This is a genomic window from Streptomyces sp. NPDC007917, from assembly GCF_042959105.1.
GTDB lineage: Bacteria > Actinomycetota > Actinomycetes > Streptomycetales > Streptomycetaceae > Streptomyces.
This window is the reverse complement of the sequence record NZ_JBIBKK010000007.1, coordinates 441,656-467,682: the sequence shown is the minus strand read 5'-3', so window position 1 is coordinate 467,682 and position 26,027 is coordinate 441,656. Positions and strand designations below refer to the sequence as shown.

Below are 26,027 nucleotides of genomic sequence, written 5' to 3'. Positions count from 1 at the left end.
CGAGCCAGGCCGGAGCGAGCGGACCGACCGGACCGACCGGGGGAGAGAACGGGGCACGGCACATGGACGACAAGCGCGCACTCCTGCACAAGCTGCTGCAGCGCGTCGCCGCCGGCCGGCGGCACGGCGCCGAGGCGGCCGACGAAGGCATCGCCGTCATCGGCCTGGCCGGGCGCTATCCGCTCGCGGACACCCCCGACGAGCTGTGGGCCAACCTGAGGGACGGCCGGAACTGCGTCACCGAGGTGCCCGCCGACCGCTGGGACGCGGACGCGCACTTCTCCCCGGACGGCTCCGACCCCGCCAAGGCGTACACCAAGTGGGGCGGATTCCTCACCGACGTCGACAAGTTCGACCCGCTGTTCTTCCAGATCTCCCCGACCGTCGCGGAGAACATGGACCCCCAGGAGCGGCTGTTCCTGGAGACCGCCTGGGCCACCCTGGAGGACGCGGGCTACCCGCCGGGCCGGCTGGGCCGTGACAACCCGGTCGGCGTGTTCGTCGGCCTGATGAACAGCAACTACGAGTGGATGGGCGGCGAGGCGGCGGCCCTGGGCGTGCCCACCGACGCCCACTCCGACCACTGGTCGATCGCCAACCGCGTCTCCCACGTGCTCGACCTCACCGGTCCCAGCCTCGCCGTGGACACCGCCTGCTCGGCCTCGCTCACCGCCGTGCACCTGGCTTGCGAGAGCCTGCGGCGCGGCGAGTGCCAGGCCGCACTCGCGGGCGGGGTCAACCTGATCCTGCACCCCAAGCACCTGGCCCTGTACGCCCGGCGCCGCATGGTCTCCCACGACGACCGCACCAAGAGCTTCGGGGTGGGGGCGGACGGCTTCGTGGCGGGCGAGGGCGTGGGCGCGATCCTGCTCAAGCCGCTGAGCCGGGCCGTCGCCGACGGCGACCGCATCCACGCCGTCATCAAGGGCTCGGCCCTGGGCGCCGGGGGCAAGACGGTCGGCTACACCGTGCCGAGCCCGGCCGCCCAGGCCGAGGTGGTCAAGGGCGCGCTGCGGCGCGCGGGCGTCGACCCGGCCGACATCAGCTACATCGAGGCCCACGGGACGGGCACCCCGCTCGGCGACCCCATCGAGATCTCGGGCCTCCAGGAGGCGATCGGCAGGGCCCTGCCCGGGCAGGGGCAGGGCGAGCCCATCCCCGTCGGGTCGGTGAAGTCCAACATCGGGCACCTCGAATCGGCCGCGGGCATCGCGGGCCTGACCAAGGTGCTGCTGCAGCTGCGGCACGGACAGATCGCGCCGTCCCTGCACTCGGCCGAGCCGAACCCCGAGATCGACTTCTCGGCCACGCCGTTCGTCGTCCAGCAGAAGCTGGCCCCCTGGCCGCGCCGCTTCGCCCCGGGCCCGGACGGCGAACCGGTGCCCGTGCCGCGCCGGGCCGGGGTCAGCTCCTTCGGGGGCGGCGGGGCCAACGCCCATGTGGTGATCGAGGAGTACGTGCCCGGGGAACGGCCGGAGCAGGCCGAGCCGGCCGGCGGGCCCCAGCTGTTCGTGCTCTCGGCCCGCACCGAGGAGCGCCTGCGCGAACACGCGCGGCGGCTCGCCGACTTCCTGGACCAGCGGCTGGCCGCCCTGCGCGGACCGGGGGCCACCCGGAACGAGGAGACGCGCGCCTACCAGCGGTGCGCCCGGCTGGCCGCCGCGATCCTGGGCGTCGCCGACACCGAACTGGACGGCCACGCGGACCTCGCCGACTTCGGCTTCGGCGCCGCCGAGCGGGTCGCCTTCGCCGAGCGGCTGCGCGAGGAGTTCGGCACCGACGTGCCCGCCGCGCGGCTGGTGGGCACCTCGCTGCGCGGCCTGGCCGAGACGCTGGCCGCGCCGGACGCGGAGCAGTCCAGGCAGACCGCCGAGGCCGGGTATCTGGCGTCGCTCGCGTACACCCTGCAGATCGGCCGGGAGGCGATGGACGCCCGGCTCGCCTTCACGGCGTCGGGGCTCGCGGACGTACGGGACCTGCTGCGCGCCCACGCCGAGGGCCGCGCCGACCAGCGCGTGGCGACCGGCCTCCTGGCCGAGCGGACCGCGCAGGACCCAGCCGCGCGCGAGCGGGCCGACCGCGCCCTCGACGAGCGCGACCTGACCGGTCTCGCGGCCGTGTGGACCCAGGGCGCCCGCGTGGACTTCGCCCGCCTCCACTCCGGGGCCGCCCGCTCGCTCGTGGGCCTGCCCACCTACCCGTTCGCCCGCAAGCGGTACTGGCTGCCGGACCTCCCGGAGCGCACGGCGGGCGTGGCGGGTACGGCGGTCGCGGAGCGCACGGCGGTCGCGCCCGAGCCCGCCTCCGTAGCCGAGACGGCCCCCACGGCCGTGACGGGCCCCACGGCCGTGACGGGCCCCACGGCCGTGACGGCCCCCATGGGCTACTACCGGCCGGTGTGGGTCCCCGCCGAGGCCGGGGCCCACTCGCGCCCCGGCGCGGCGGGCGGCCTGCGCGTGGCCGTGCTGGCCACCGCCGCCTCGGCCTGGCTCGCCGAGGGGATCGCGCGACGGCACGCGCACGACGAGGTGCGGGTCGTCCGGCTGGACGAGGGCCCGCACGGCACCACCGCCGCGTCCGCCACCGCCGCCGCCTCGGCCGCCGACCGCGTCTACCACCTCGGCGGCGTACGGCAGGGCCCGGCGCGCCCCGAGGAGCTCGCCCGGGACCAGGAGTGGGGCATCGCCACCCTGTTCCGGCTGGCCCAGGAGTGGGCCCGCACCGGGCGGGCGGCGCGGCTCACCGTCGTCACCAGCGATGTGCACCGGCCGCCCACGGGCAGCGGGGGCAATCCGCACGGCGCCGGACTGCACGGCCTCACCCAGGTGCTGCCCAAGGAGCTGCGCGAACTGCGGGCCGTCTGCGTCGACTTCGCCACCGAGGACGCCGCCGACGAGGCCGGGCGCGCCCGGGTGGTCGAAGCGGTGATGGCAGAGCCCTGCGACCGCTCCGGGGCCACGGTGCTGCTGCGCCACGGCGTCCGCCACCTGCGGCGGCTCCAGGCCGTGGCACCCGCCGCGCCGCCCACCCCCGTCTACCGCGACCAGGGAGCGTATCTGCTGGTGGGCGGCACCGGCGGGGTGGGGCTCGCGCTCAGCGAGGAGCTGGCCGTCCGCCACCGCGCCCGGGTGGCGTGGCTCAGCCGGGGCGAGCTCGGCGAGGCGCAGCGGCGCGCCGTCGAGCGGGTCCGGGCGGCGGGCGGCGAGGTGCTGCACCTGCGCGGCGACGCGCGTGACCCCGGCGAGGTGCGGCGCGCGGTCGAGGCGGCCAAGGCCCGGTTCGGGGCGCTGCACGGCGTGTTCCACTCCGCGATGGCCTTCAACGACACGCCGCTGGCCGGGCTGACCGAGCGCGAGTTCCGGGATGCCGTCGCCGTGAAGATGGAGGGCAGCGCCGCGCTGGCCGAGGCGGTGCGCGGCGAGCCGCTGGACTTCCTCGCCTTCTTCTCCTCCGTGGGCGCCTTCGCGGGCGCCCAGGGGAACGGCACGTACACCACGTCCACCGCCTTCGAGGACGCCTACGCCCTCGACCTCGACCAGCGGCTGCCCTACCCGGTCCGGGTGCTGAACTGGGGCTACTGGGGCGAGGTCGGCTCCGGCGACCGGCCGGGCCTGCGCCAGATGTTCCGCACCTTCGGCATCGAGGCGTTCAGCGTCCGCGAGGGGCTCGACGCCATCCCGCCGGTCATCGGCGGCGATCTGCCGCAGGTGATGCCCATCCGCGCCAACTCCCAGGCGCTGGCCGCGCTCGGCCTCGCCGGGGACGCGCCGCGCCGGGGGCTGGCGGGAGCCGCGCCCCGGCTCACCCGGCCGCGCCCCGGCGACCCCGGGATCGACCGGGTCGTCGACGCGTACCGGACGCTGGACGAGCTGAGCGAGACCGCGCTGCTCGGCGCCTTCCAGCGGATGGGCGTCTTCGCACGCGCGGGGGAGCGGCATCCGAAGGAGGGGCTGGCCGGCCGGCTGGGCGTCGCCGCCAAGCTGGACCGTCAGTTCACGGCGCTGCTCAACATCCTGATCCGCGCCGGTCACCTCGCCGACGACGGCGACCACGTACGCGCCCTGGCGGCCGTGGAGTCGGCGCCCGTCGCCCCGGAGGCGCTGCGCGCCGCGTTCGACCAGCTGGCCGCCGCACACCCCGACCTCGCCCCCACTGTGACCCTCACCCGGCTGTGCATGGAGAGCTACCCCGAGGTGCTGCGGGGACGGCTGCGCGCCACCGAGATCATGTTCCCGGACGCGTCCATGGAGCTGGTCCAGGACTTCTACAAGGGCAATCCGCTCACCGACTCCTTCAACGACATGGTCGCCGACGCCCTGCGCGGCTATCTGGAGTCCGGGCCCGCCACCGGGGACCGGGTGCGGGTGGTGGAGCTCGGCGCGGGGACGGGCGCGACCTCCGAGCGTGTGCTGCCGGTGCTCGCCCCGCTCGCGGACCGGGCCGAGTACTGGTTCACCGACATCTCGCCGCGGTTCCTGGAACACGGCCGGGAACGGCTGGGCGCCCGCTACCCGTTCGCCTCCTTCCGCGTGCTGGACCTGGAGAAGGACGTCGCGGCGCAGGGCTTCGCACCGGGCTCGTTCGACGTCGTGGTCGCCACCAACGTGGTGCACGCGACCCGTGATCTGCGGGCCACCCTGCGCAAGGCCCGCCTGCTGCTCAAGCCCGGCGGTTGGCTGGTGCTCAACGAGCTGACGACGCTGCGCAGCAGCAACACCGTCGGCGGCGGCGTGCTGGAGGGGTGGTGGCTGTCCCAGGACCCGGAGCTGCGCATCCCGGACGCGCCGCTGGCCCACCCGGCCGTCTGGGCCCGGCTGCTGGGCGAGGAGGGCTTCGGCGAGGCGGTCGTGCTCGGCCGCACCGACTCGCGGGGCACCGACCTCGGCCAGACCGTGATCGTCGGCGAGCACGACGGCGGCGCGGTGCGCGGCGAGGGGCCGCCTTCCGCGCCGGGGACGGCCGCCGAGCCGGCGTCGGCGGTTGCGGTGGCGGCCGACCCGGCCCAGGTTCAGGCCGACCGGGCCGCCGACCAGGCCGCCGACCGGGCCGAGCGGGCCGAGGCGGCACTGCTGGCCCGGCTGAACGCGATCGTGGAACGGGCCCTGAAGCTGGACGAGCCGGTCAACCCGGACCGTTCGCTGCCGGAGTACGGATTCGACTCGCTGACCGGGATGAAGATCGTCTCGGGGATCGAGGACGAGTTCGGCGTCAAGGTGTCGCTGAACGACTTCTTCGACTACCCGACGGTGCGCGAGGCCACGCGGTACTTCCTGGAGAGCGGCACCCTGACGGTGGACCTCCCCGAGCCCGCGCGCCCCGCACCCGTTCCGCCCGCTCCTGCTCCGCCCGCCCCGGCCCAGGCGGCCCCGCCCGCCCCCGTCACACCCGCCGCGCCCCGCTCCGCCGCGGCCGCGCTCCTCGGCGGGCCGCCCACCCAGCTCCCGCCGCCCACCCGCCACCCGCTGTCCGAAGGGCAGCGCGCCCTGTGGGTGATCGAGCAGCTCGCGGGCGACGGCCACGCGTACAACCTGCCCCTGGCGTCCTGGCTGGACCCGGCGGTGGACGTGACCGCCCTGCGGGTCGCCCTGCAGAGCCTGCTCGACCGCCACGACGCGCTGCGCACCACCGTCCGCACCGACGGGGACGGCACGCCCTACCAGCACGTCGAGGCGTGGCAGGAACTCTCCTTCACCCGTCGCTATCTGACGGTCACCGACGAGGCCACGGTGGTGACCCGCATCCGCGAAGCGGCGCGGGCCCCCTTCGACCTGGCCCGCGGGCCGCTGCTGCGCGCCACCCTCTTCAGCCTCGCCGACGGCCGCCAGGCGCTGCTGCTGGCCTTCCACCACATCGTCTTCGACGGTGTGTCGATCGGAATCCTGCTGCGCGAACTGGAGGACGCCTACCGGGACGCCCACGCCGGGCGCGCCCCGTCCGCCGTACGCCCCCGGGCCACCTACGGCGACTTCGTCGCACGGCAGCGGGCCATGCTCGACGGGCCCGAAGGGGAGCGGCTGCGCGCCTACTGGCTGCACCGGCTGGACGGCGAACCGCCCGTCCTGCAGCTGCCGCTCGACCGCCCCCGGCCCGCCGTCCCCAGCTACCGGGGCGCCAGCGTCGAGGGACGGATCGAGGCGGAGCTGACCGAGGCGGCCAAGGAGCTGGCCCGCGCCGAGCGGGTGTCGCTGTTCAGCGTCCTGGTCTCGGCGTACGTCACGCTGCTGCACCGCTACGGCGCCCAGCGGCGCATCCTGGTCGGCACCCCGGCCGGCGGCCGCCCGGCCGACGGCTTCGACGATGTGCTCGGCTACTTCATGAACATGGTGGTGCTCACCGCCGACGTCGAGAGCGACGACAGTTTCCGCACGCTCCTGGCCCGGCTCCACCGCACCGCCGCCGAAGCCGTCGAGCACAGCGCGTATCCGCTGATCAGCGTCGCGGAGGAGCTGCGGCGGGCCGGGCGGGGCGCGGCCGGGCAGCTGTTCCAGGCCGCCTTCTACTTCCAGAACTGGCTGGACCGGGGCCGCGGCGAGGTGGGCCTGGTGCGCGGCATGGTCGACGGGGTGCACCAGGAGGGCGAGTTCGACATCACCCTCGAGGTCATCGAGGAGCGCGCCGGCTGCCGCTACACCGTCAAGTACAACCCCGACCTGTTCGACGAGGGGACCGTGCGCCGGCTCGGCGAGGACTTCCTGCGGCTGCTGCGCGCCCTGGTGGCCGAGCCCGCACGGGCCATCGGCGACGCCCCGCTGCTGGACGAGGCCGCGCGGCGGACCCTGCACTCGGGGGCGAACGCCACCCGCCGCGACTATCCGCGCGACCGGCTCGCCTGCGAGCTGTTCGACGACCAGGTGGCCGCACGGCCCGACGCGGTCGCGCTGATCGACGGGGCCGAGTCCCTGACCTACCGCCGGCTCGCCGACCGCGTCGACGCGCTCGCCGGACATCTGCGCACCCTGGGCGTGGCACCGGGCCGCACGGTCGGCGTGCTCGTCGAGCGGTCGGCCGACATGGTGGTCGCGCTGCTGGCCGTCATGCGGGCGGGCGGCGCGTACGTTCCGCTCGACCCCGCCTACCCCGCCGACCGGCTCGCCTACATGGCCTCCGACGCCCGGCTGCACCTGCTGATCGCGCACTCCTCGACCGCGGGCCTCCTCGCGGCCAGTGGCGTGCGCACCGTCGTACTGGACCGCGACCGCGAGGCCATCGCCGCCTCCGGCGGCACCGGCGGCACCCCCGGTGCGACCGCCGAGGACACCGCGTACGTCATCTACACCTCCGGGTCCACCGGCGAACCCAAGGGCGTCGAGGTCGGCCACCGCGCCCTGGTCAACTTCCTGACGTCCATGGCCCGGGAGCCGGGCTTCGGCCCCGACGACCACCTGCTGGCGCTGACCACCGTCTGCTTCGACATCGCGGGCCTGGAGCTGTACCTGCCCCTGGTCACCGGCGGCCGGACGGAGATCGTGCCGACCGAGGTCGCGCGCGACGGGCAGCGGCTGCGCCGCCTGCTGGAGTCCGGGCGGGCGAGCGTCGTCCAGGCCACCCCCGCCACCTGGAAGATGCTGCTGGCGGCCGGGTGGGAGGGCGACCCGCGGCTGCGGGTGCTGTGCGGCGGCGAGGCGCTCGACCAGGACACCGCCCGTGAACTGGCCTCCCGCTGCCGGGAGCTGTGGAACCTCTTCGGGCCGACCGAGACCACCATCTGGTCCGCGGCCTGCCGGCTGGCGCCCGGCGACCGGGTCACCCTCGGGCGGCCCATCGCCAACACGCAGCTGTACGTGCTGGACGAGCGGCGCGAGCCGCTGCCGCCCGGTGTGCCGGGAGAGCTGTACATCGGCGGCGACGGGCTGGCCCGCGGCTACCTCGGCCGCCCCGCCCTGACCCGTGAGCGCTTCGTGCCCAACCCGCTGCCGGGGGCGCCCTCGCCGCGCCTCTACCGCACCGGCGACCTGGTGCGCGCGCTGCCCGACGGGCGCCTTGAGTACCTGGGGCGGCTGGACGCGCAGGTCAAACTGCGCGGGTTCCGCGTCGAGCTGGAGGAGATCGAGACCACCGTGCGCCGGCTGCCCGGCGTCCGGGAGGCCGTCGTCGTGGCCCGCGAGACCGCCCCCGGCGACCTGTCGCTGCGCGGCTTCCTGCTGCGGGACGGGGACGGGGACGGGGACGGGGACGGCGATGGGCACGGGGTGCGGGCCGGGTCCGCGCCATCCGCGCCCGACAAGGACGAGCTGCGCCGCTGGCTCCCCGATTACATGGTCCCCGACGTGCTGGTGGAGCTGCGGAGCTGGCCGCAGACGCTCAACGGCAAGGTGGACCGCAAGGCGCTCGCGGAGCTGCCCCTGACGGAGCTGCGCCGCCGCTACGGGTACGAGGACGGCGCCGGGTACGGGTCGGGGGAGGGCGCCCGGTCCGGCGAAGCCGCCGGGTCCGGGGACGGGCCGGCACTCGGCTCGGGCGCGGAGGACCTGGGGCAGGCCGGCGGGACGGACCCGCACGCCGCACGGCTCACCGCGGACCTCACCCGCATGGTGGGCGCGCTGACCGCCGTCGACCCGGCCGAGGTGCCGCTCGACGCCCCCCTGGGCGAACTCGGCATGAACTCGGTGAGCTTCACCGCCCTGGCCACCGAACTGGGCCGGCGCTTCGGCATCGAGGTCAGCCCGGTGGTCTTCTACCGCCACCCCACCCCCGCCACCCTCGTCCCGCATCTGCTCCGAACCCACCCGGGCGCGTTCACCGCCGCGTACGGCCGGCAGCGCCCCGAGCCGGCCGCGCGCCCGGTCCCGGCGCCCCGGCCCGATCCGGCCGCCGGCGACGCGGACGTCGCGATCATCGGCATGGCCGGCCGGCTGCCGTCCTCGCCGGACCTCGACGCCTTCTGGGACCACCTGGTCGCCGGGCGGGACCTGATCCAGGAGATCCCGGCCGACCGCTGGGACTGGCGGGAGTACGCCGAGGGTTCCGGCAAGGAGGCGACCTCACGCTCCCGGTGGGGCGGCTTCCTGCCCGACGTCGACCGGTTCGACGCCGCCTTCTTCGGCATCTCGCCCCGCGAGGCCGAACTGATGGACCCGCAGCAGCGGCTCGTCCTGGAGACCGTGTGGGCCGCCGTGGAGAACGCCGGCTACCGGCCCGGCGACCTCGCGGGCAAGCGGGTCGGCGTCTTCCTCGGCGTCACCAACTCCGACTACCCCGAGGTGCAGCGGCACGCCGGGCGCGGAATCGAGGGCCACACCGTCACCGGCTCGGCCCTCTCGGTGATCCCCAACCGCGTCTCGTACCTGCTGGACCTGCGCGGGCCGAGCCTCGCCGTGGACACCGCCTGCTCCAGTTCGCTGACCGCCGTCGAACAGGCCGTCACGGCGCTGCGCGGCGGGGCGTGCGACCTGGCCCTCGCGGGCGGGGTGAACCTCATCCTCACCCCCGCGCTGTACGTGGCGCTCAGCCGCGGCGAAATGCTCAGCGAGGACGGCCGCTGCAAGGCGTTCGACGACCGCGCCAACGGCTATGTGCGCGGCGAGGGCGTGGGTGTCGTCCTGCTCAAGCCGCGCGCCGCCGCCGAGCGCGACGCCGACCCCGTCCACGCGGTGATCAAAGCGGCCGTGGTGAACCACGGCGGCCGCACCAACTCCCTGACCTCCCCGAACCCCGAGGCCCAGGCCGACCTCGTCGCCGAGGCCCACCGGCGGGCCGGCACCGACCCGGCCACGGTCGGCTACGTGGAAGCGCACGGCACCGGGACCGCGCTCGGCGACCCGATCGAGGTCAGTGGCCTGAAGTCCGCCTTCACCGAGCTGTACCGGGAGGCGGGGCGCCCCGTCCCCGAACGGCCGACCTGCGGGCTCGGCTCCGTGAAGACCAACATCGGGCACCTGGAGGGCGCGGCGGGCATCGCCGGGCTGCTCAAGACCGTCCTGGCGCTGCGGCACGGCCTGATCCCCGCCAATCTCCACTACCAGCGGCAGAACCCGTATCTCGACTTCCACGGCACCCCCTTCGAGGTCGTCGCGGACACCCGGCCCTGGCCGGCCCCGACGGACGCCGACGGGCGCCCGCTGCCCCGCCGCGCCGCGGTGAGCTCCTTCGGCTTCGGCGGCGCGGGCGCGCACATCGTCCTGGAGGAAGCCCCGCGCCGGACCGCGCCGGACGAGGCCCCCGGCGAGCCCGGCATCCCCGGCGAGCTGGTCTTCCCGCTGTCCGCCCGTACGCCCGAGGCGCTGGCGGAAGCGGCGGGCAGGCTCGCGGCCTTCCTGCGCCGGGCCGAACCAGGCGCGGCGCGGCCCGCGCTGACCGATGTCGCCCACACCCTCCAGATCGGCCGTGAGCCCTTCGAGGAGCGGCTGGCCGTCGTCGCCACCGGCCGCGACGAGCTGCTGGCCCACCTCGACGCCGCGGCGCGCGGCTCCCACACCCCCGGCGCCGCGCGCGGCACCGTACGCGGGCGCGGCCGGGCCCCGCGCCCCGAGCCCGTGACCGGGCGCGGCCCGGCGGCGCTCGCCCTGGCGTGGACGGAGGGCGCGGACGTCGACTGGGCCGGCCTGTGGCCCACCCCGCACGGCGCCCGCGCACCCCGCCGGATCGCCCTGCCCTCCTACCCCTTCGCCCGCACCCGCCACTGGGTGAGCGCCGCGGGGGAGAGCCGGCCGGCGCCCGCGCCTGGCCGCGCGCCTGGCTCTGCGCCCGCTGCCGCGCACCCGGTGCCCCTGCACCCCACGCTGCTGGACGCCGAGGCGCCCGCGGGCCCCGGGCCCTCGGGCGGCCACACCTCCGGTCACGCCCACACCCACGCCTACGCCTACGCCTACGCCTACGACAAGACGCTCACCGGCGACGAGTTCTATCTGCGCGACCACGTCGTCAGCGGCACCCCCGTGCTGCCCGGGGTCGCCTATCTGGAGATGGCGCGGCTGGCCGGCGAACTGGCCCGCGGCGGCGACGCGCGGGTGAGCCGCGTCGAGGAGGTCGTATGGGCCGCGCCCGTCGCGCTGGACGGCGGGCGGCCCCGGCGGGTGCGGGTGCGGATCGCGCCGGAGGGGGATCGGGCCGGGTACGAACTGGTCTCCGTCGACGAGCGAGGGGAGCGCGGCACCCACGGGCGTGGCCGGCTGCTCTTCGGCTCGGGCGCCGCGGCGCCCGAGCGGCTGGACCCGGACGCGGTCCGGCGGCGCTGCGGGCGGCTGCTCACCCGGGAGGAGTGCTACGCCGAGTTCACCCGGCACGGCTTCGCCTACGGGCCCGCGCTGCGGGTCATCGAGGAGGTCGCGTACGGGGACGACGAGGCGCTGGCGGAGCTCCGGCTGCCCTGGGCGCTGCGGGCGGACGCGGCCGACTACCGCTTCCACCCCGCGCTGCTGGACGCCGCGCTGCAGACCGTCGGGGTCTTCGCGGCCGCCTCGGCCGGCGGAGTGCCGCATCTGCCGTACTCCATCGGCGCGGTGGAACTGCTCGGCGACCTGGCCGGGGCCCAGTACGCCCAGGTGACCCGCGCCGACGGCGGCGCGGCGGTCTTCGACATCCGCCTCGCCGACGCGACCGGGGCGGTGCTGGCCCGTATCGAGCGGTTCACCCTGCGGCCGGTGCCGGGTTCCCCCGGCCCCGTCGCGGGAGACGGCAGGACCGACGGGCACGCCGGTGTGTCCGCGCCCGGGCTGGTGCCCGCGTCCCCGTCGTCGTTCGAGCCGCAGCCGGTGCCCACGTCCCCGGCCGCGTTCGCGTCCGGCGCGCCAGACGGACCCGGCGAGCTGTTCGCGTTCGCGCCCGGCTGGGAGCGGGCCGACGCCCCCTCGGCCGATGCCGTGCCCAGCGGCAGCGGCAGTGTCGTCGTCCTTGACGCGCAGGGCACCGACGGGCCCGCGCTGGAAGAGGCGCTGGCCCGGCACGCCCCCGGCGTCCGGGTGACCCGGGCCCGGCTGCGGACCGCGGCCGACGCGGCGGAGGCCGTCGAGCGGCTGGCCACCACGGCGTCCGGCGAGCCGGTGCACGTGGTGCACCTGGCGCCGCGCACCGGGGACCACGAACGCGCCCTGGACCTGGGGTTCGGCGCCGCGCTCGCGTTCTGCCGGGCGTGGTTGGAGCGGCGGCTGGGCCCGGTGCGTTACCTGTACGCGTACGAGGAGAGCTCGCGGCACGCCGCGTTCGACGCCGCGCTCGGCGGCTTCGCCCGCTCCGTACGGCTGGAGAACCCGGGGCTGCGGATGTCCACCCTGGCCTGCGGGCCGGACGCCGACCCGCCCGCCGCGATCGTCTCCGAACTGGCCCAGGCCACCGGGGCGGACCCCGCCGGGGCGGACCCCGTCGAGGTGCGGGTGGACGGTACGGGTCGCCAGGTGCGCGCGTGGCGCGAGCTCACCCCGGGGTCCGCCGCGCCCTTCGGCGCGGGCGGGGCGCACCTGGTCACCGGCGGCACCGGCCGGCTCGGGCTGCTCATCGCCGAACGGCTGGCCGCCCGGCTCACCGGCACCGGCACCGTCGTGCTGGTCGGCCGCTCGGCACCCACCCCGGAGGCGGCAGCCCGTATCGCCGCGCTGCGCGCCGCCGGCGCCCGCGTCGAGCATCTGCGGGCCGACGTGGCCGACCGGCGGCAGGTGGCCGACCTCGTCCAGGAAGTGAGGCGGCGCTTCGGGCCGGTCACCGGCGTCGTGCACGCCGCCGGGCTGCTGCGGGACGGCTTCGTGCTGCGCAAGGACCGCGCCGACGCGGACGCGGTGCTCGCGCCCAAGGTCCTGGGCGCGCTGTGGCTGGACGAGGCCACCCAGGACGAGCCGCTGGCCTACTTCACCGCCTTCTCGTCGGCGGCCGCGGTCTTCGGCAACGTCGGCCAGGGCGACTACGCCTACGCCAACGCCTTCCTCGGCGCGTTCCTCGCCCGGCGCGAGCGGCTGCGGGCCCGCGGGCTGCGGTCCGGGGCGGGCCTCGCCGTCCACTGGCCGCTGTGGCGGGACGGCGGCATGAGCCCCGACGCCGACGGCGTCCGCCGGATGCGCGACGGCCTGGGCCTCGTGCCCCTGGACTCGGCCGCCGCCCTGGACGCGTGGGAGCGCGCTCTGGCGGCTGGGGAACCCGAGGTGCTGGCGGGGGCGGGCGACCGCGCGACGGTGGCCCGCGCGCTCGCGGCCACGCTGCCGGTAGGCGCGGTGGCGCCGGCCGGTGAGGCGGCGACAGCAGGCGCGGCGCCGCCAGTTGGCGCGGTGGCGTCGGCCGGCGCGGTGGCGTCGCCCGGTGAGGCCCTGCCGGTAGGCGCTGCGCCGTCCGTCAGCGCCGCGCCGCCCGCCGACCTCGCCGAGCGCGCCGAGTCGTTCCTCGTCGATCTGCTCGCCGAAGAACTGCGGATGCCCGCCGAGCAGATCGACCGCACCGAGTCCTTCGAGCGGTACGGCATCGACTCGCTGCTGGTGATGAGCCTGACCGGGGAGCTGGAGAAAAGGTTCGGCACCCTGTCCAAGACGCTGTTCTTCGAATACCTGACGGTGCGCCAACTGGCCGGGTACTTCGTCGAGAAGCACCCCGAGAAGCTGGCCGCCATGCTGAACCCGGCCACCGCCCCGGCCCCGGCCACCTCTCCGGCCCCGGCCGCCTCCCCGAGTGTCACCCCGAGCGCCGTTCCCACCGCGCAGCCACGGGCCGCCGTCACCGTCACGCTGCCCGAGGAGCCCCAGCCCGCCCCGCCCCCCACCCCCGCCCGCGAGGACATCGCGATCATCGGCGTCGCCGGGCGCTATCCGCAGGCGGAGACCCTCACCCACTTCTGGCGCAACCTGGTCGAGGGCCGGGACTGCGTCGAGGAGGTGCCCGCCGACCGCTGGGACCACGCGCGGTACTTCGACCCCGATCCGCAGGCCGTCGGCAGGGCGTATGCGAAGTGGGGCGGATTCCTCTCCGACGCGGACAAGTTCGACCCGATGTTCTTCCGCATGTCGAAGGCCGAGGCCGAACACCTCGACCCGCAGGAGCGGGTCTTCCTGGAGACCGTCTGGCATCTGCTGGAGGACGCGGGCCAGACCCGCGAGACCCTGGCCGCCGCCGGGCGCACCGGCCTGTTCGTCGGCATGATGTACGGGCACTACCAGCTGTACGGGGTGGAGGAGGCGCTGCGCGGCGAGGGCGCCTCGACCTCCTCCTCGTACGCCTCGGTGGCCAACCGGGCCTCGTACTTCTTCGGCTTCACCGGCCCCAGCGTCGCCGTGGACACCATGTGCTCCTCCTCGCTGGTGACCATCCACCTCGCCGCGCAGGCCATCCGCGACGGCGACTGCGAGACGGCCGTCGCGGGCGGGGTGAACATCTCCAGCCACCCGCTGAAGTACCTGCAGCTGTGTCAGCGCGGCTTCCTGTCCACCGACGGGCGGTGCCGCAGCTTCGGCGAGGGCGGCGACGGCTATGTGCCGGGCGAGGGGACCGGCGCGGTGCTGCTGAAGCCGCTGGCCGCGGCCGAGCGGGACGGGGACCGGATCCTGGCGGTGCTGAAGGGGTCGGCGGTCAACCACGGGGGCGCGAGCAAGGGCTACAGCGTGCCCAACCCGCGCGCCCAGGGCGAGCTGATCGCCGCCTCGATGGCCCGTTCGGGCGTGGACCCGCTGGCCATCAACTACATCGAGGCGCACGGCACCGGAACGGCGCTCGGCGACCCCGTCGAGATCAGCGGGCTGCTGCGGGCGTACGAGGAGCTGGGGGTCGACCTGACCGGCCGCCGGATCGCCCTCGGCTCGGTCAAGTCGAACATCGGACACGCCGAGTCGGCCGCCGGTATCGCCGCCGTGACGAAGGTGCTGCTGCAGCTGAGGCACCGGCAGCTCGTTCCCTCGCTGCACGCCGCCCGGGTCAACCCGAACATCGACCTGGACGCCACGCCGTTCACGATCCAGCGGGACGCCGCGCCCTGGCCCGCGCCCCGCGACGGGCAGGGCAGGGAGCTGCCGCGGGCGGCCGGGGTGAGCGCGTTCGGCGCGGGGGGCAGCAACGCCCATCTGATCCTGGAGGAGTACGTCCCCGCCGCCGCGCCGCCGCGGGCCCCCGTCCCCGGCCCGCACCTGTTCACGCTCTCCGCCCGGGACGGGGCGCGGCTGCGCGCCCACGCCGCCGGTTTCGCCGCGTTCCTGCGCGGCGAGGGCGCGGACACCGACCCGGCGGCGATGGCGCACACCCTGCACACCGGCCGGGAGGCGATGGCCCACCGGCTGGCCGTGGAGTTCACCGACAACCGCGAGCTGCTGGAGCGGCTGGAGGCGTTCCTCGCCGCGCCCGGACACCCGGCCCCGACCCCGGCTCCGGCCCAGGCCCCGGCTCCCGCCCAGGCCCCGGCCCAGGCCCAGGTCCCCGGCCTGTGGACGGGAACGGCCGGGCGCGGCGCCCAGCCGGTGCGCCGCGCGGACGAGCTGCCGCTGCCGGACCTGGCCCGGCACTGGGTCGCGGGCGGCCGCGTCGACTGGCCGCGCGACGGCCGCACCGCGCCCGTACCGCTGCCCGGCTACCCCTTCGAACGCGAGCGCTGCTGGCTGGACTCGGCGGTCCTGACGGGACCGGGGGACGAGCGCGGCGGCTCCGGCGGCGCGGGCGGCGAGCGGCGCGGCCCGCGCCGGGACACCGCCCTGCTGGCCAAGGCCTGGGAGCCCGCCCCCGCGCCCCCCGCCGAGCCCGGACGGCTGCCGCGCGGCGCCGCGATCCTGGCCCACCCGGGCAGCGCCGGCCTGGCCGAGCGGCTGCGGGCGGCCCTGCCCGGCGCCCGGGTGCTCGGGCCCGCCGAGCTGGCCGAGGCGGTGCGTACGGGCGAGGACCCGGCGGAGCGCTTCGACGCGGTGATCGACCTGACCGGATGGAGCGGACCCGTCGGACCGGGCCGGGACGACCTGGCCGACTGGCTGCCCTGGCTGCAGCGCCTGGTCGGCGGCGCCACCAAGGGCCTGATCGCACTGGGCGTCACCCGCGGACTCGAACGGCTCGGGACCGAACCGGCGTCGGCCGCGCACGCCGCGTCGGGCGCGACGCGGGCCGGTCTGTACCGGATGCTGCAGAGCGAGTACGGGCGGCTCCGCTCCCGCCACACCGACCTGGACCCCGGGGCGGACCCGGAGGGCGAGGTCGGCCAGATCCTGGCCGAGCTGGCCGAGTTGGCCGCGGGCGGCGAGGGCGCCGAGACCGCGCACCGGGGCGGCGAGCGGTTCCGGGCCGTCCTGCGGGAGCTTCCCGCGCCCGCGCCCGCGGTCGCCGATGCCCCCCTGGCCCCCTTCCCCGAGGACGCGGTCCTGTGGGTCACCGGCGGTACCCGGGGGCTCGGGCTGCTGGCCGCCCGCCACTTCGTACGCCGCCACGGGGTGCGCAAGCTGGTCCTCACCGGCCGTGAGCAGCTGCCGCCGCGCGAGCGGTGGCACGAGCTGCGCGACGAGCCCGGCGCGCGCGGCGAGAAGCTGCGGGCGCTGCTCGCGCTCGCCGACGAGGGTGTCGACCTGCGGGTGCTGTCCGTGCCGCTGACCGACGCGGACGCCCTCGCCGCCGCCCTGCGCGACGTCAGGGAGACCATGGGCCCGGCCGGCGGCGTCCTGCACTGCGCGGGCCTCGTCGACGGCGAGAACCCGGCCTTCGTCCGCAAGCCGCTGGAGCGGGTGCGCGATGTGCTCGCCCCCAAGTCGGCCGCGCTGGACGCGCTCCTCGGCTGCTTCGCGCACGAGCCGGTGCGCTTCTTCGCGCTGTTCTCGTCGGTCGCGGCCGCCGTGCCGGCGCTCGCCGTCGGCCAGAGCGACTACGCCATGGCCAACGCGCGGCTGGACTACGCGGCCGAGGCGGCGGCGTACGGGCTGCCGCTCGTCAGCGTCCAGTGGCCGAGCTGGCGCGACACGGGCATGGGCGAGGTCCGCAGCGCGGCGTTCCAGCGCACCGGCATGGGGAGCCTCGGCGACGAGGAGGGCCTGGAGCTGCTGGACCGGGTGCTCGACGGCCGGTACGGGCGCGTGGTGCTGCCCACGGCCATCGCCGACCCCGCCGCCTTCGACCCGGCGGCCCTGACCGGACGCCGCCTCGGCGCGGACCGCGAGGCCGCGCCCCAGCCGGCCCCGGCAGCCCCCGCCGCCCCGGCCGCTCCTGCTGGTCAGGCAGTGCCGCCGGAGGTGGTCGGCGCGGCGGCCGACTGGATGCTGGGCGTGCTCGCCGAGGACCTGCGCTTCGACCGGGACAAGCTCAGCGCCGACGTGCCCGTCGAGGACTACGGCATGGACTCGATCATGGTCACCCAGCTGCTGACGACCGTCGCCAAGCGCCTGGACACCGAGCTCGACCCGTCGGCCCTCCTGGAGCACTCCACGGTCTCGGCGTTCGTCTCCTGGCTCGCCGCCCGGCACGGGCCGGCGCTGACGGCGGCCTTCGGCGGCGCGACGCCGCCCGAGACCACCGCCACACCAGCCCCCACTACACCCGCCGCTGCCCAGGCCACGGCCCCGGCCACGGCACGGGCGTACGCCCCGTACGCCCCGGTGGACCCGCCGGGCCCGGCCGGGGCGGGCGGGCCGCTCGACATCGCCGTCGTCGGCATGGCCTGCCGCTTCCCGGGGGCCCGGACGCCCGAGGAGTACTGGCGGCTGCTGCGCGAGGGGCGCAGCGCCATCGGGCCGGTGCCGCGCGAGCGCTGGGGCCACGACAGTCCCTTCCAGGCGGGGCTCATCGACGGGTACGGGGAGTTCGACCCAGGGTTCTTCCTGATCCCCGAGGCGGACGCCGCCGCGATGGACCCGCAGGCGCTGCTGCTGCTGGAGGAGACGCTCGCGCTGTGCGCCGACGCGGGCTATCCGCACACCGACCTCAAGGGGCGGCCCATCGGCGTCTACATCGGGGGCCGGGCGCACCACGTCCCCGACGAGGAGACGCTGCTGCGCGCCCGCAACCCGATCGTGGCCGTCGGACAGAACTACCTGGCCGCCAACGTGTCGCAGTTCTTCGACTTCCGCGGCCCGAGCGTGGTCGTCGACACGGCCTGCTCCTCCGCCCTGGTGGCGCTGGGCATCGCCGCCCAGGCGCTGCGCGGCGGGGAGATCGAGGCCGCCGTCGTCGGCGGGGTCAGCCTGCTCAACTCCGACGACGCGCACCGGGTGTTCTCGCGGCGCGGCATCCTCACCGACGAGCCCGCCTTCCACGTCTTCGACCAGCGTGCCCGCGGCATCGTGCTGTCGGAGGGCGTGGGTCTTGTGCTGCTCAAACCGCTGCACCGGGCGGTGGCCGACGGCGACGACATCCGGGCCGTGATCAAGGGCCTGGCGGTCAACAACGACGGCCGCACCGCGGGCCCGGCCACCCCCAACATCGCCGCGCAGCGCGCCGTACTGCGCGCCGCGCTCACGGCGAGCGGCAAGCGGCCCCAGGACATCGGCTACATCGAGGCCAACGGCTCCGGCTCGGCCGTGACCGACCTGCTGGAGCTGAAGGCCGTCTCGTCCGTGTACGACGGGGAGACGGACGAGGAGACGGACGGGGAGACCCGGGAGCCCTGCGCCCTGGGGTCGGTCAAGCCCAACATCGGGCACCCGCTGTGCGCGGAGGGCATCGCCGGTCTCCTCAAGGTGGTGCTGATGCTCCGCCACCGCGAACAGGTGCCGTTCCTGTCCGGACAGCGGCCGCCGGACCACTTCGACCTGGCGGAGTCCCCGTTCCGGTTCGTCCGCGCCGCCGAGCCCTGGCCGGGCGAGCGGCCGGTCGCCGCCGTGAACTGCTTCGCCGACGGCGGCACCAACGCCCACGTGATCGTCGAGGCGTGGGCCGGGCCCGACGACGGACGCGAGCGGCGCGGCCGCGCCGCCCTGCCCCAGCTCAACCGCCGTCCGATCGGGCGGCCGACCACCGAGGGAGCGCGCGTGCGCGAGCGACTTGACCTGTCCGCCGCCGACCCGGCGGTCGCCGGCCACCGGGTGAACGGGCGGCTGCTGCTGCCCGCCCTGGCCTATGTCGACCTGGTGCACCAGGCGTTCCATGCGCAGGGTCACACCCCGGGCCGCCTGGAGCTGCGCGATCTGACCATTCTGCGGCCGCTCGAGGTGCCGGACGGAGGGCGCCGCGCGGTCGACATCGAGGGGGAGCCCTTGGCGGCGGGCGGATGGCGGGTGCGGGCCGTCGATCCGCGGGACCCCGGCCGCCCGTACGCGACCGTCTCGGTCCTGCCCTGCGAACCCCCGGCGTTCCCGGGACGGCTGGACGTCACGGCGCTGCCCGGCACGCCCGTCCCCCTGGAGACGGTGTACGCACACCACGGCGAGCGGGGCCTGACGCACAGCGGAGCGCTGCGGGCGCGGGGCGAGGTGTGGGAGGACGAGCGGCAGCTGGTCGCCTCCGTGGCGGTCGGCGACGAGGCCCCGGCGGACCGGTTCCTCTTCCACCCGGCGCTGCTGGACGGCGGCGCGATCGCGGCCGGGCCGCTGTTCCGGGCCGCGGCGGAGGAGGAGGGGAGCCTCTTCCTGCCCATCCACGTCGCGTCCTTCCGCGCGAGCGGGCCGCTGGGGCGGCACGCCGTGGCCCGGGTGGGCAAGGAGACCGTGGGCCGCGCGGGCGAGCTGGTGTATCTGACCCTCGACTTCTACGACGAGTCGGGCCGGCAGATCGCCCGTCTGGAACGGCTCACCAGCAAGCTCGTACGCGCCGGATCCCTCCCTTCGGCCACGGAGCCGGAACCGGCCCCGGCGCCGGAGCCGGCCAGGGCGCCGGAACCGGCCACGGCAGCGGAAGCGGAGCCGGCCGGCCCGCCTCCGCGCGCCGTGCGGCGCGGCGACCCGGCCCGGGCCGCGGCCTTCCTGTGCGCCCTGGTCGCCGAGCGCACCGGACGGTCGGCCGAGGACATCGACACCGGCACCGGCTACTACGAACTGGGCCTGGAATCAGCCCAGGTGCTGGAGCTCGTCGGCGCCATCGAGCGGGCCGTCGGGGCCCCGCTGTCGCCCACGCTGCCGTTCGAGTACGCCACCGTCCGCGACCTCGCGGCACATCTGGCCGAGGCCCATCCGCAGGCGTTCGGCGGCGACCGGGCGGCCCCGGCACCAACCCAAACCCCAACCTCAGCCCCGACCCCGACCCCGACCCCGACCGCGCCCGAGCCGGTGCCGGCTCCCGCGCCCGCGGCGGCCCCCGCTCCCGTATCCGCCCCCGTACCCGCCGCCGCGCCCGCCTCCGGCCCGGGCGAGCCGATCGCCGTCATCGGGATGGCGGGCCGCTACCCGGGCGCGGCCGATCTCGACGCGTTCTGGGCGAACCTGCGCGACGGGCGCGACACCGTCCAGGAGGTGCCCGAGTCGCGCTGGCCGCGTGCGGACGTGGCCCATGTGCGCGGGCCCAGCGGGCGGGAGGTGTCCCGGTGGGGCGGCTTCCTGGAGGACGTGGACTGCTTCGACGCGGGCTTCTTCCGCATCTCCCCGCGCGAGGCCGAGGGGATGGACCCCCAGGAGCGGCTGTTCCTGGAGACCTGCTGGCAGGCCGTCGAGGACGCCGGGTACACCCCGGCCACGCTCTGCCCGCCCACCGGCCCCGACAACCGGCGCCACGTCGGCGTGTTCGCCGGCGTCATGCAACACGACTACCTGCTGATCGGGGCCGACGCGCTCGCCGCCGGGGCCGCCGTCCCGCTGGTGCTCAACCAGGGGCAGATCGCCAACCGGGTCTCCTTCTTCTGCGACTTCCACGGGCCGAGCATCACCATGGACACCGTCTGCTCCTCGACGCTCAGCGCGGTGCACCTGGCGGTGCAGAGCGTGCGGGCGCGGGAGAGCCGGGTGGCGATCGTCGGCGGGGTCAACCTGTCGCTGCACCCGGCCAAGTACCTGACGTACGGGATGGCCAACATGCACGCCTCCGACGGCGTGTGCCACTCCTTCAGCGAGGGCGGCGACGGCTATGTGTCCGCCGAGGCCGTGGGCGCGGTGGTGCTCAAGCCGCTGGCGGACGCGGAGCGCGACGGCGACCACGTCTACGCGGTGATCCGCGGCAGCGCGGCCGGGCACGCGGGCACCACCAGCGGGGTCACCGTGCCCAGCCCGGTGGGGCAGGCGGACATCATCGCCCGCGCCATCGCGGACTCCGGGGTCGACCCCCGGACCATCGGGTATGTGGAGGCCCACGCCGCGGGCACCTCCCTCGGCGACCCGATCGAGGTGGAGGGCCTGGCGCGGGCGTTCCGGGCCGGGCCGCGCGGGACCCGGGACACCGGCTTCTGCGGGCTCGGCTCGGTGAAGTCCAACATGGGGCACGCCGAGGGCGCGGCGGGCATCGCGGCCCTGACCAAGACCGTGCTGCAGCTCAAGAACCGCACCCTGGTGCCCTCGCTCCACGCCGACCCGCCCAACCCGCACCTGGGGATCGAGCGCACGCCCTTCCGGGTGCAGCGCACCCTGCAGGAGTGGCGGCCGGTCCTCGGCGCGGACGGCGCGCCCCTGCCGCTGCGGGCCGGGGTGAGCAACATCGGCGCCACCGGCTCCAGCGCCCACCTGGTGCTCGAGGAGTACGTCCCGGCGCCCGTCCCGGAGCCTGAGGCGGGCGCGGCCGGTACGGAGGCGTGGCCGGGCCCGGCGGTGGTGCCGCTGTCCGCGCGCGACGCCGACCGGCTCACCGCGTACGCCCGCGCCCTGCTGGCCCGCCTCACCGCCGACCGCTCCACCGACGTACGGGAGCTGACGGGCCGGCTGCTCGCCGGTCTGCTCGGGGTGGACCGCGGCGACCTCGACACCGCCGCCCCGTGGCAGGAGCAGGGCGTCGAGCCGATCCACCTCGCGGCGCTGCAGGAGAGGCTGTACGAGGAGGCGCGGCTGAGGGTGACGACGGCGGAGCTGCTGGACGCCGGGAGCCTCGGCGCGGCCGTCGAGCGGCTTGGCGGGCGGACCGGGCCACCGCGCCACACGCTCGCCGAGGTGGCGTACACCTTCCAGGTGGGCCGCCGGGCGATGGCCGAGCGGGCCGCCTTCGTCGCCCGGGACCTGGACGAACTGGTCCGGCAGCTCACGGCGTTCGTCGACGGCGAACAGAAGATCCCGGGGGTGCACCGGGGCACGGCCAAGGGCAACAAGGACATGGTCGCCCTGTTCGCCGACGACGAGGCGTACCAGGAGGTGGTGCGCGGCTGGACGGCCCGCGGCGCCTTCGACAAGCTCGCCGCCTCCTGGGCCGTGGGCCTCGACGTGGACTGGCGGGCCTGCTACCCGGGCCGCGCCCCGCGCCGCGCCCCGCTGCCCACCTACCCGTTCGCCCGGGACCGCTACTGGCTCCCCGGCGCCCGGCCCGGTCTGCGCCGGTCCGGCGAGCCGGCGGCGGAGCCGCTGCGCAACACCTCGACCCTCGACGAGACCCGCTTCACCGCCGAGGTGACGGCCGGACACCCGCTGCTGACCGCCGCCGCCACCACCGCGGACGGCCGGGCCGCGCTGCCCGACGACGCGGTGCTCGGCCTGGTGCGGGCCGCCGCCGCGCGGGCGCTTGAGGCGCCGGAGGAACTGGTCGAGCCGTACGGCACCGAGTGGTACGAGCCGGTGTCCGTGCCGGTCGGCGACGGGGCCGCCCGGCTGCATGTGCTGCTGGACGCCGAGGAGGACGGGACGGTCCGCTTCGAGGTGGCCACCGAGGCTGCGGACCGGGCGGACGGATATCTGACGCACTGCGCCGGGCTCATCGGCGGGGACCTGGGCGGCGCCGAGGAGGAAGAGCGGCGCCACGTCTTCCTCACCAAGCGGTGGCGGCCGGCGGAGCCGGCACCGCCCGCCCCCGAGGAGCCGGACGGTCCGCGCCGCCGGGTGGTCGTGCTGTCCACCGCGCAGACCCGCGACCTGGCATGGGCGCTGGACCGGCATCTGCCGCCGCGCCATGAGGTGGTGGTGCGCGAGGTGGACGGCCCGGCGGACCTCCCCGACCCGCGCTGGGAGAAGTGCGACGGCTGGATCGACCTGGTGGGCTGCGCGTCCGCCGACGCCGCGGGCGGCACAGGAGGCGGCTCGGACGAGTGGATCGGGCTGCTCCAGCGGTTCATCGAGTCCGGCCGCCGGGACCGGATGCGGGTGCTGGGCGTGACCCGGCGGCTCGAACCGTTCGACCCCGCCGGCCCGCTGAGTGACGGTCCGGTGAACCTGACGGGCGCGACCCGGGCCGGGCTGTACCGGGCGCTGCAGAGCGAGTACGCCCATCTGGCCTCGCGCCACCTCGACACCGACGCCGACCTCGCCGATGTGGAGGCCCTGGCCGCTCAGATCGGCGCCGAGTACGCCGCACAGGACGAGCCACCGGCCGTCTGCTACCGCGACGGCGCCCGCCATCTGCCGTATCTGCACGAGGAGCCCGGCGCGCCGGAGGCGCCCGCGCCCGAGCCGTTCCCCGCCGACCAGGTGCTCTGGGTGACCGGTGGCACCCGGGGGCTCGGCCTGCTCGCCGCGCGCCACTTCGTACGCCGCCACGGCGCGCGCAAGGTGGTGCTGATGGGCCGGGAGCCGCTGCCGGAGCGGGCCCGGTGGGCGGAGCTGGCCGGGCAGGACTCCGCGCTCGGCCGGAAGGTGGCGGCGTTCCTCGCCCTGGAGGCGGATGGCGCCGAGGTACGGGTGCTGACGACCCGGCTCGGCGACCGGGACGCGATGCGGGAGGCGGTGCGCGCGGTCGTACGGGACATGGGGCCGGTCGGCGGACTGCTGCACGCCGCCGGGGCGGGCGACCCGGAGAACCCGGCGTTCATCCGCAAGCCCCTGGATTCCGTCCGGCGGGTGTACGAACCCAAGGCGGACGGCCTGGACGTGCTCCACGAGTGCCTGGCCGACCAGCCGCTGCGGTTCTGGGTGCTGTTCTCCTCGACGGCCTCGGCGGTGCCCAGCCTCGGCGCGGCCAACTGCGATTACGCGGCGGCCAACGCCTACCTGGACTTCTTCGCCGGCGCGCACGCCGGGCGGCTGCCGGTGGTCAGCGTCCAGTGGTCCAGCTGGCGGGAGAGCGGCTTCGGCGAGATGACCACCCCCGCCTACCGGCGGACCGGCCTGGGCAGCCACACCGACGAGGAAGGGCTGCGGATGCTGGACGAGATCCTGGCCCGCAGGCCGGCGGCGGTCCTGCTGCCGTCCATCCCCGACCGGGACAACTGGCGCCCCGGGGACCTGCTCGGGCGGCAGATCCCGGCCCTGCCGGAGGCGGTATCGGACGAGCGGCCCGCCCCGCACGCCGCCCCCGCCCAGGCCGCCCCCGCACCGGCCCCGGTCGCGGCGGAGGACCTGGTCGCGGTGGTCCGGGCGTGGCTCGTCCAGCTCTTCTCCGAGGAGCTGCGGATGCCCGCCGAGCAGCTGGACGGCGAGGTGCCCTTCCACGAACTCGGCGTGGACTCGATCCTGCTGGCCCAGGTGCTGCAGCCGATCAACCGGAAGATCGCCGAGCCGATCGACCCGTCGGCGCTGTACGAGTACGCGACCTTCGACGAGTTCGCCCAGTGGCTGGCCGACACCCGGGGCGGCGAACTGGCCCCGGTGGTCGGCGCAGCCCCCGCGGCCCCCGCCGCCGAAGCACCCGCCGCCGCGCCCGTACCCGCGGCGCCCGCCGGACCGCGCCCGCGGCCGGCCCCGGCCCGCCGCTCGCCCCGCCGCGCCAAGCGGCGCCCCGCACGCGGCGCCGCCCCCGCCCTCGCACCCGCGGCCGCCCCCGGGGCCCCCGCCGTCACCGATGTCGCGATCGTCGGGCTGGCCGGGCGGTTCCCCGGCGGCAGCGACCTGGACGACTACTGGCGGATGCTCAGCGAGGGGCGCGGCGCCATCGCGCAGGTGCCCGCCGAGCGCTGGGGCGCCCGGCCGGGGGACCACGCGGCGCTGCTGCCTGAGGTGACCTCCTTCGACACGGACTTCTTCGGCATCCCGCCCGAGGAGGCCGCCGCGATGGACCGGCAGGCGCTGGTGCTGCTGGAGGAGTGCGCCGCCCTGATCGCCCACGCCGGATACACCCGGGAGGAGGTCAAGGGGGCGCGCACCGGCGTCTACATCGGCGCCCGGGGCAGGCTGCGCGCCGAGGACGAGACCCGGCACTCGATCCGCGCCGTGGGCCAGAACTACCTGGCCGCGAACCTGTCCCAGTTCTTCGACCTGCGCGGGCCCGGCGTCGTGGTCGACACCGCCTGCTCCTCCGCGCTGACCGCGATGCACATGGCGGTCCAGGCCCTGCGCACCGGCGAGATCGACTCCGCCGTCGTCGGCGCGGTCTCGCTGCTCACCAGCGGCGAGGCCCACGACGGGATGCGCAACCGGGGCATCCTCAGCCCCGAGCCGGTCTTCCACGTCTTCGACCGCAGGGCGAGCGGGGCCGTGCTCGGCGACGGCTGCGGCCTGGTCCTCCTCAAGCCGCTGGAGGCGGCGGTACGGGACGGGGACCGTATCCACGCGGTGCTCAAGTCCGTCGCGGTCAACAACAGCGGCCGCACGGCGGGCCCGACGGCGCCCAGCTTCGAGGCCCAGAAGGCGGTGCTGCGCGCCGCCTTGGACCGCAGCGGGCTGCGCGCCGAGGACATCGGCCATGTGGAGACCAACGGCTCCGGGTCGCAGGTCACCGATCTGCTGGAGCTGAAGGCGATCCAGGCCGTCTACCGCCCGGACTCCACCGAGCCGTGCACGCTGGGCTCCATCAAGCCCAACATCGGGCATCCGCTGTGCGCGGAGGGCATCGCGGCGTTCCTGAAGGCCGTGCTCATGCTCCGCAACCGGCAGCAGGTGCCGTTCCTGTCCGGGCAGCAGCCGCTCGACCACTTCGACCTGGCTGCCTCGCCGTTCCGCTTTCCGCGCGAGGCGGCTCCGCTGCCCGGGAAGCGGCCCGTCGTCGCGGTCAACTGCTTCGCCGACGGCGGCGCCAACGCCGCCGCCGTCCTCCAGGCGTGGGACGAGGAGGCGGCCCCGGCCCCCGGCCGCAAGCCGCTGTCCCCGCCGCTGCTGGACCGCCGCCCCCTGCCAGGCGCCGAACGCGGCGCCGCGGCCGGGCCGTCGGTCTGGGAGAAGTACTCGGCTCCGGCTGCCCCCGCGCGGCCCGAGGGCAATGCCACGCAGCTCACCGTCTGGGAAAGGTACTGAGCC

Annotated in this window: 1 protein-coding gene; it reads left to right on the top strand. The window is 76.3% G+C overall.

The features are described 5' to 3' along the window. The first annotated feature begins 62 nt into the window (after positions 1–62). A complete protein-coding gene (locus ACFZDL_RS17020; protein WP_353593311.1) occupies positions 63–26,024 on the top strand; it encodes an amino acid adenylation domain-containing protein in 25,962 nt (8,653 codons plus the stop codon). Positions 26,025–26,027: the final 3 nt, after the last annotated feature.

What these genes read in the sequence shown, in the direction of transcription:
- ACFZDL_RS17020 (WP_353593311.1), top strand. Translation starts at nt 63, where the DNA reads ATGGACGACAAGCGCGCACTCCTGCACAAGCTGCTGCAGCGCGTCGCC.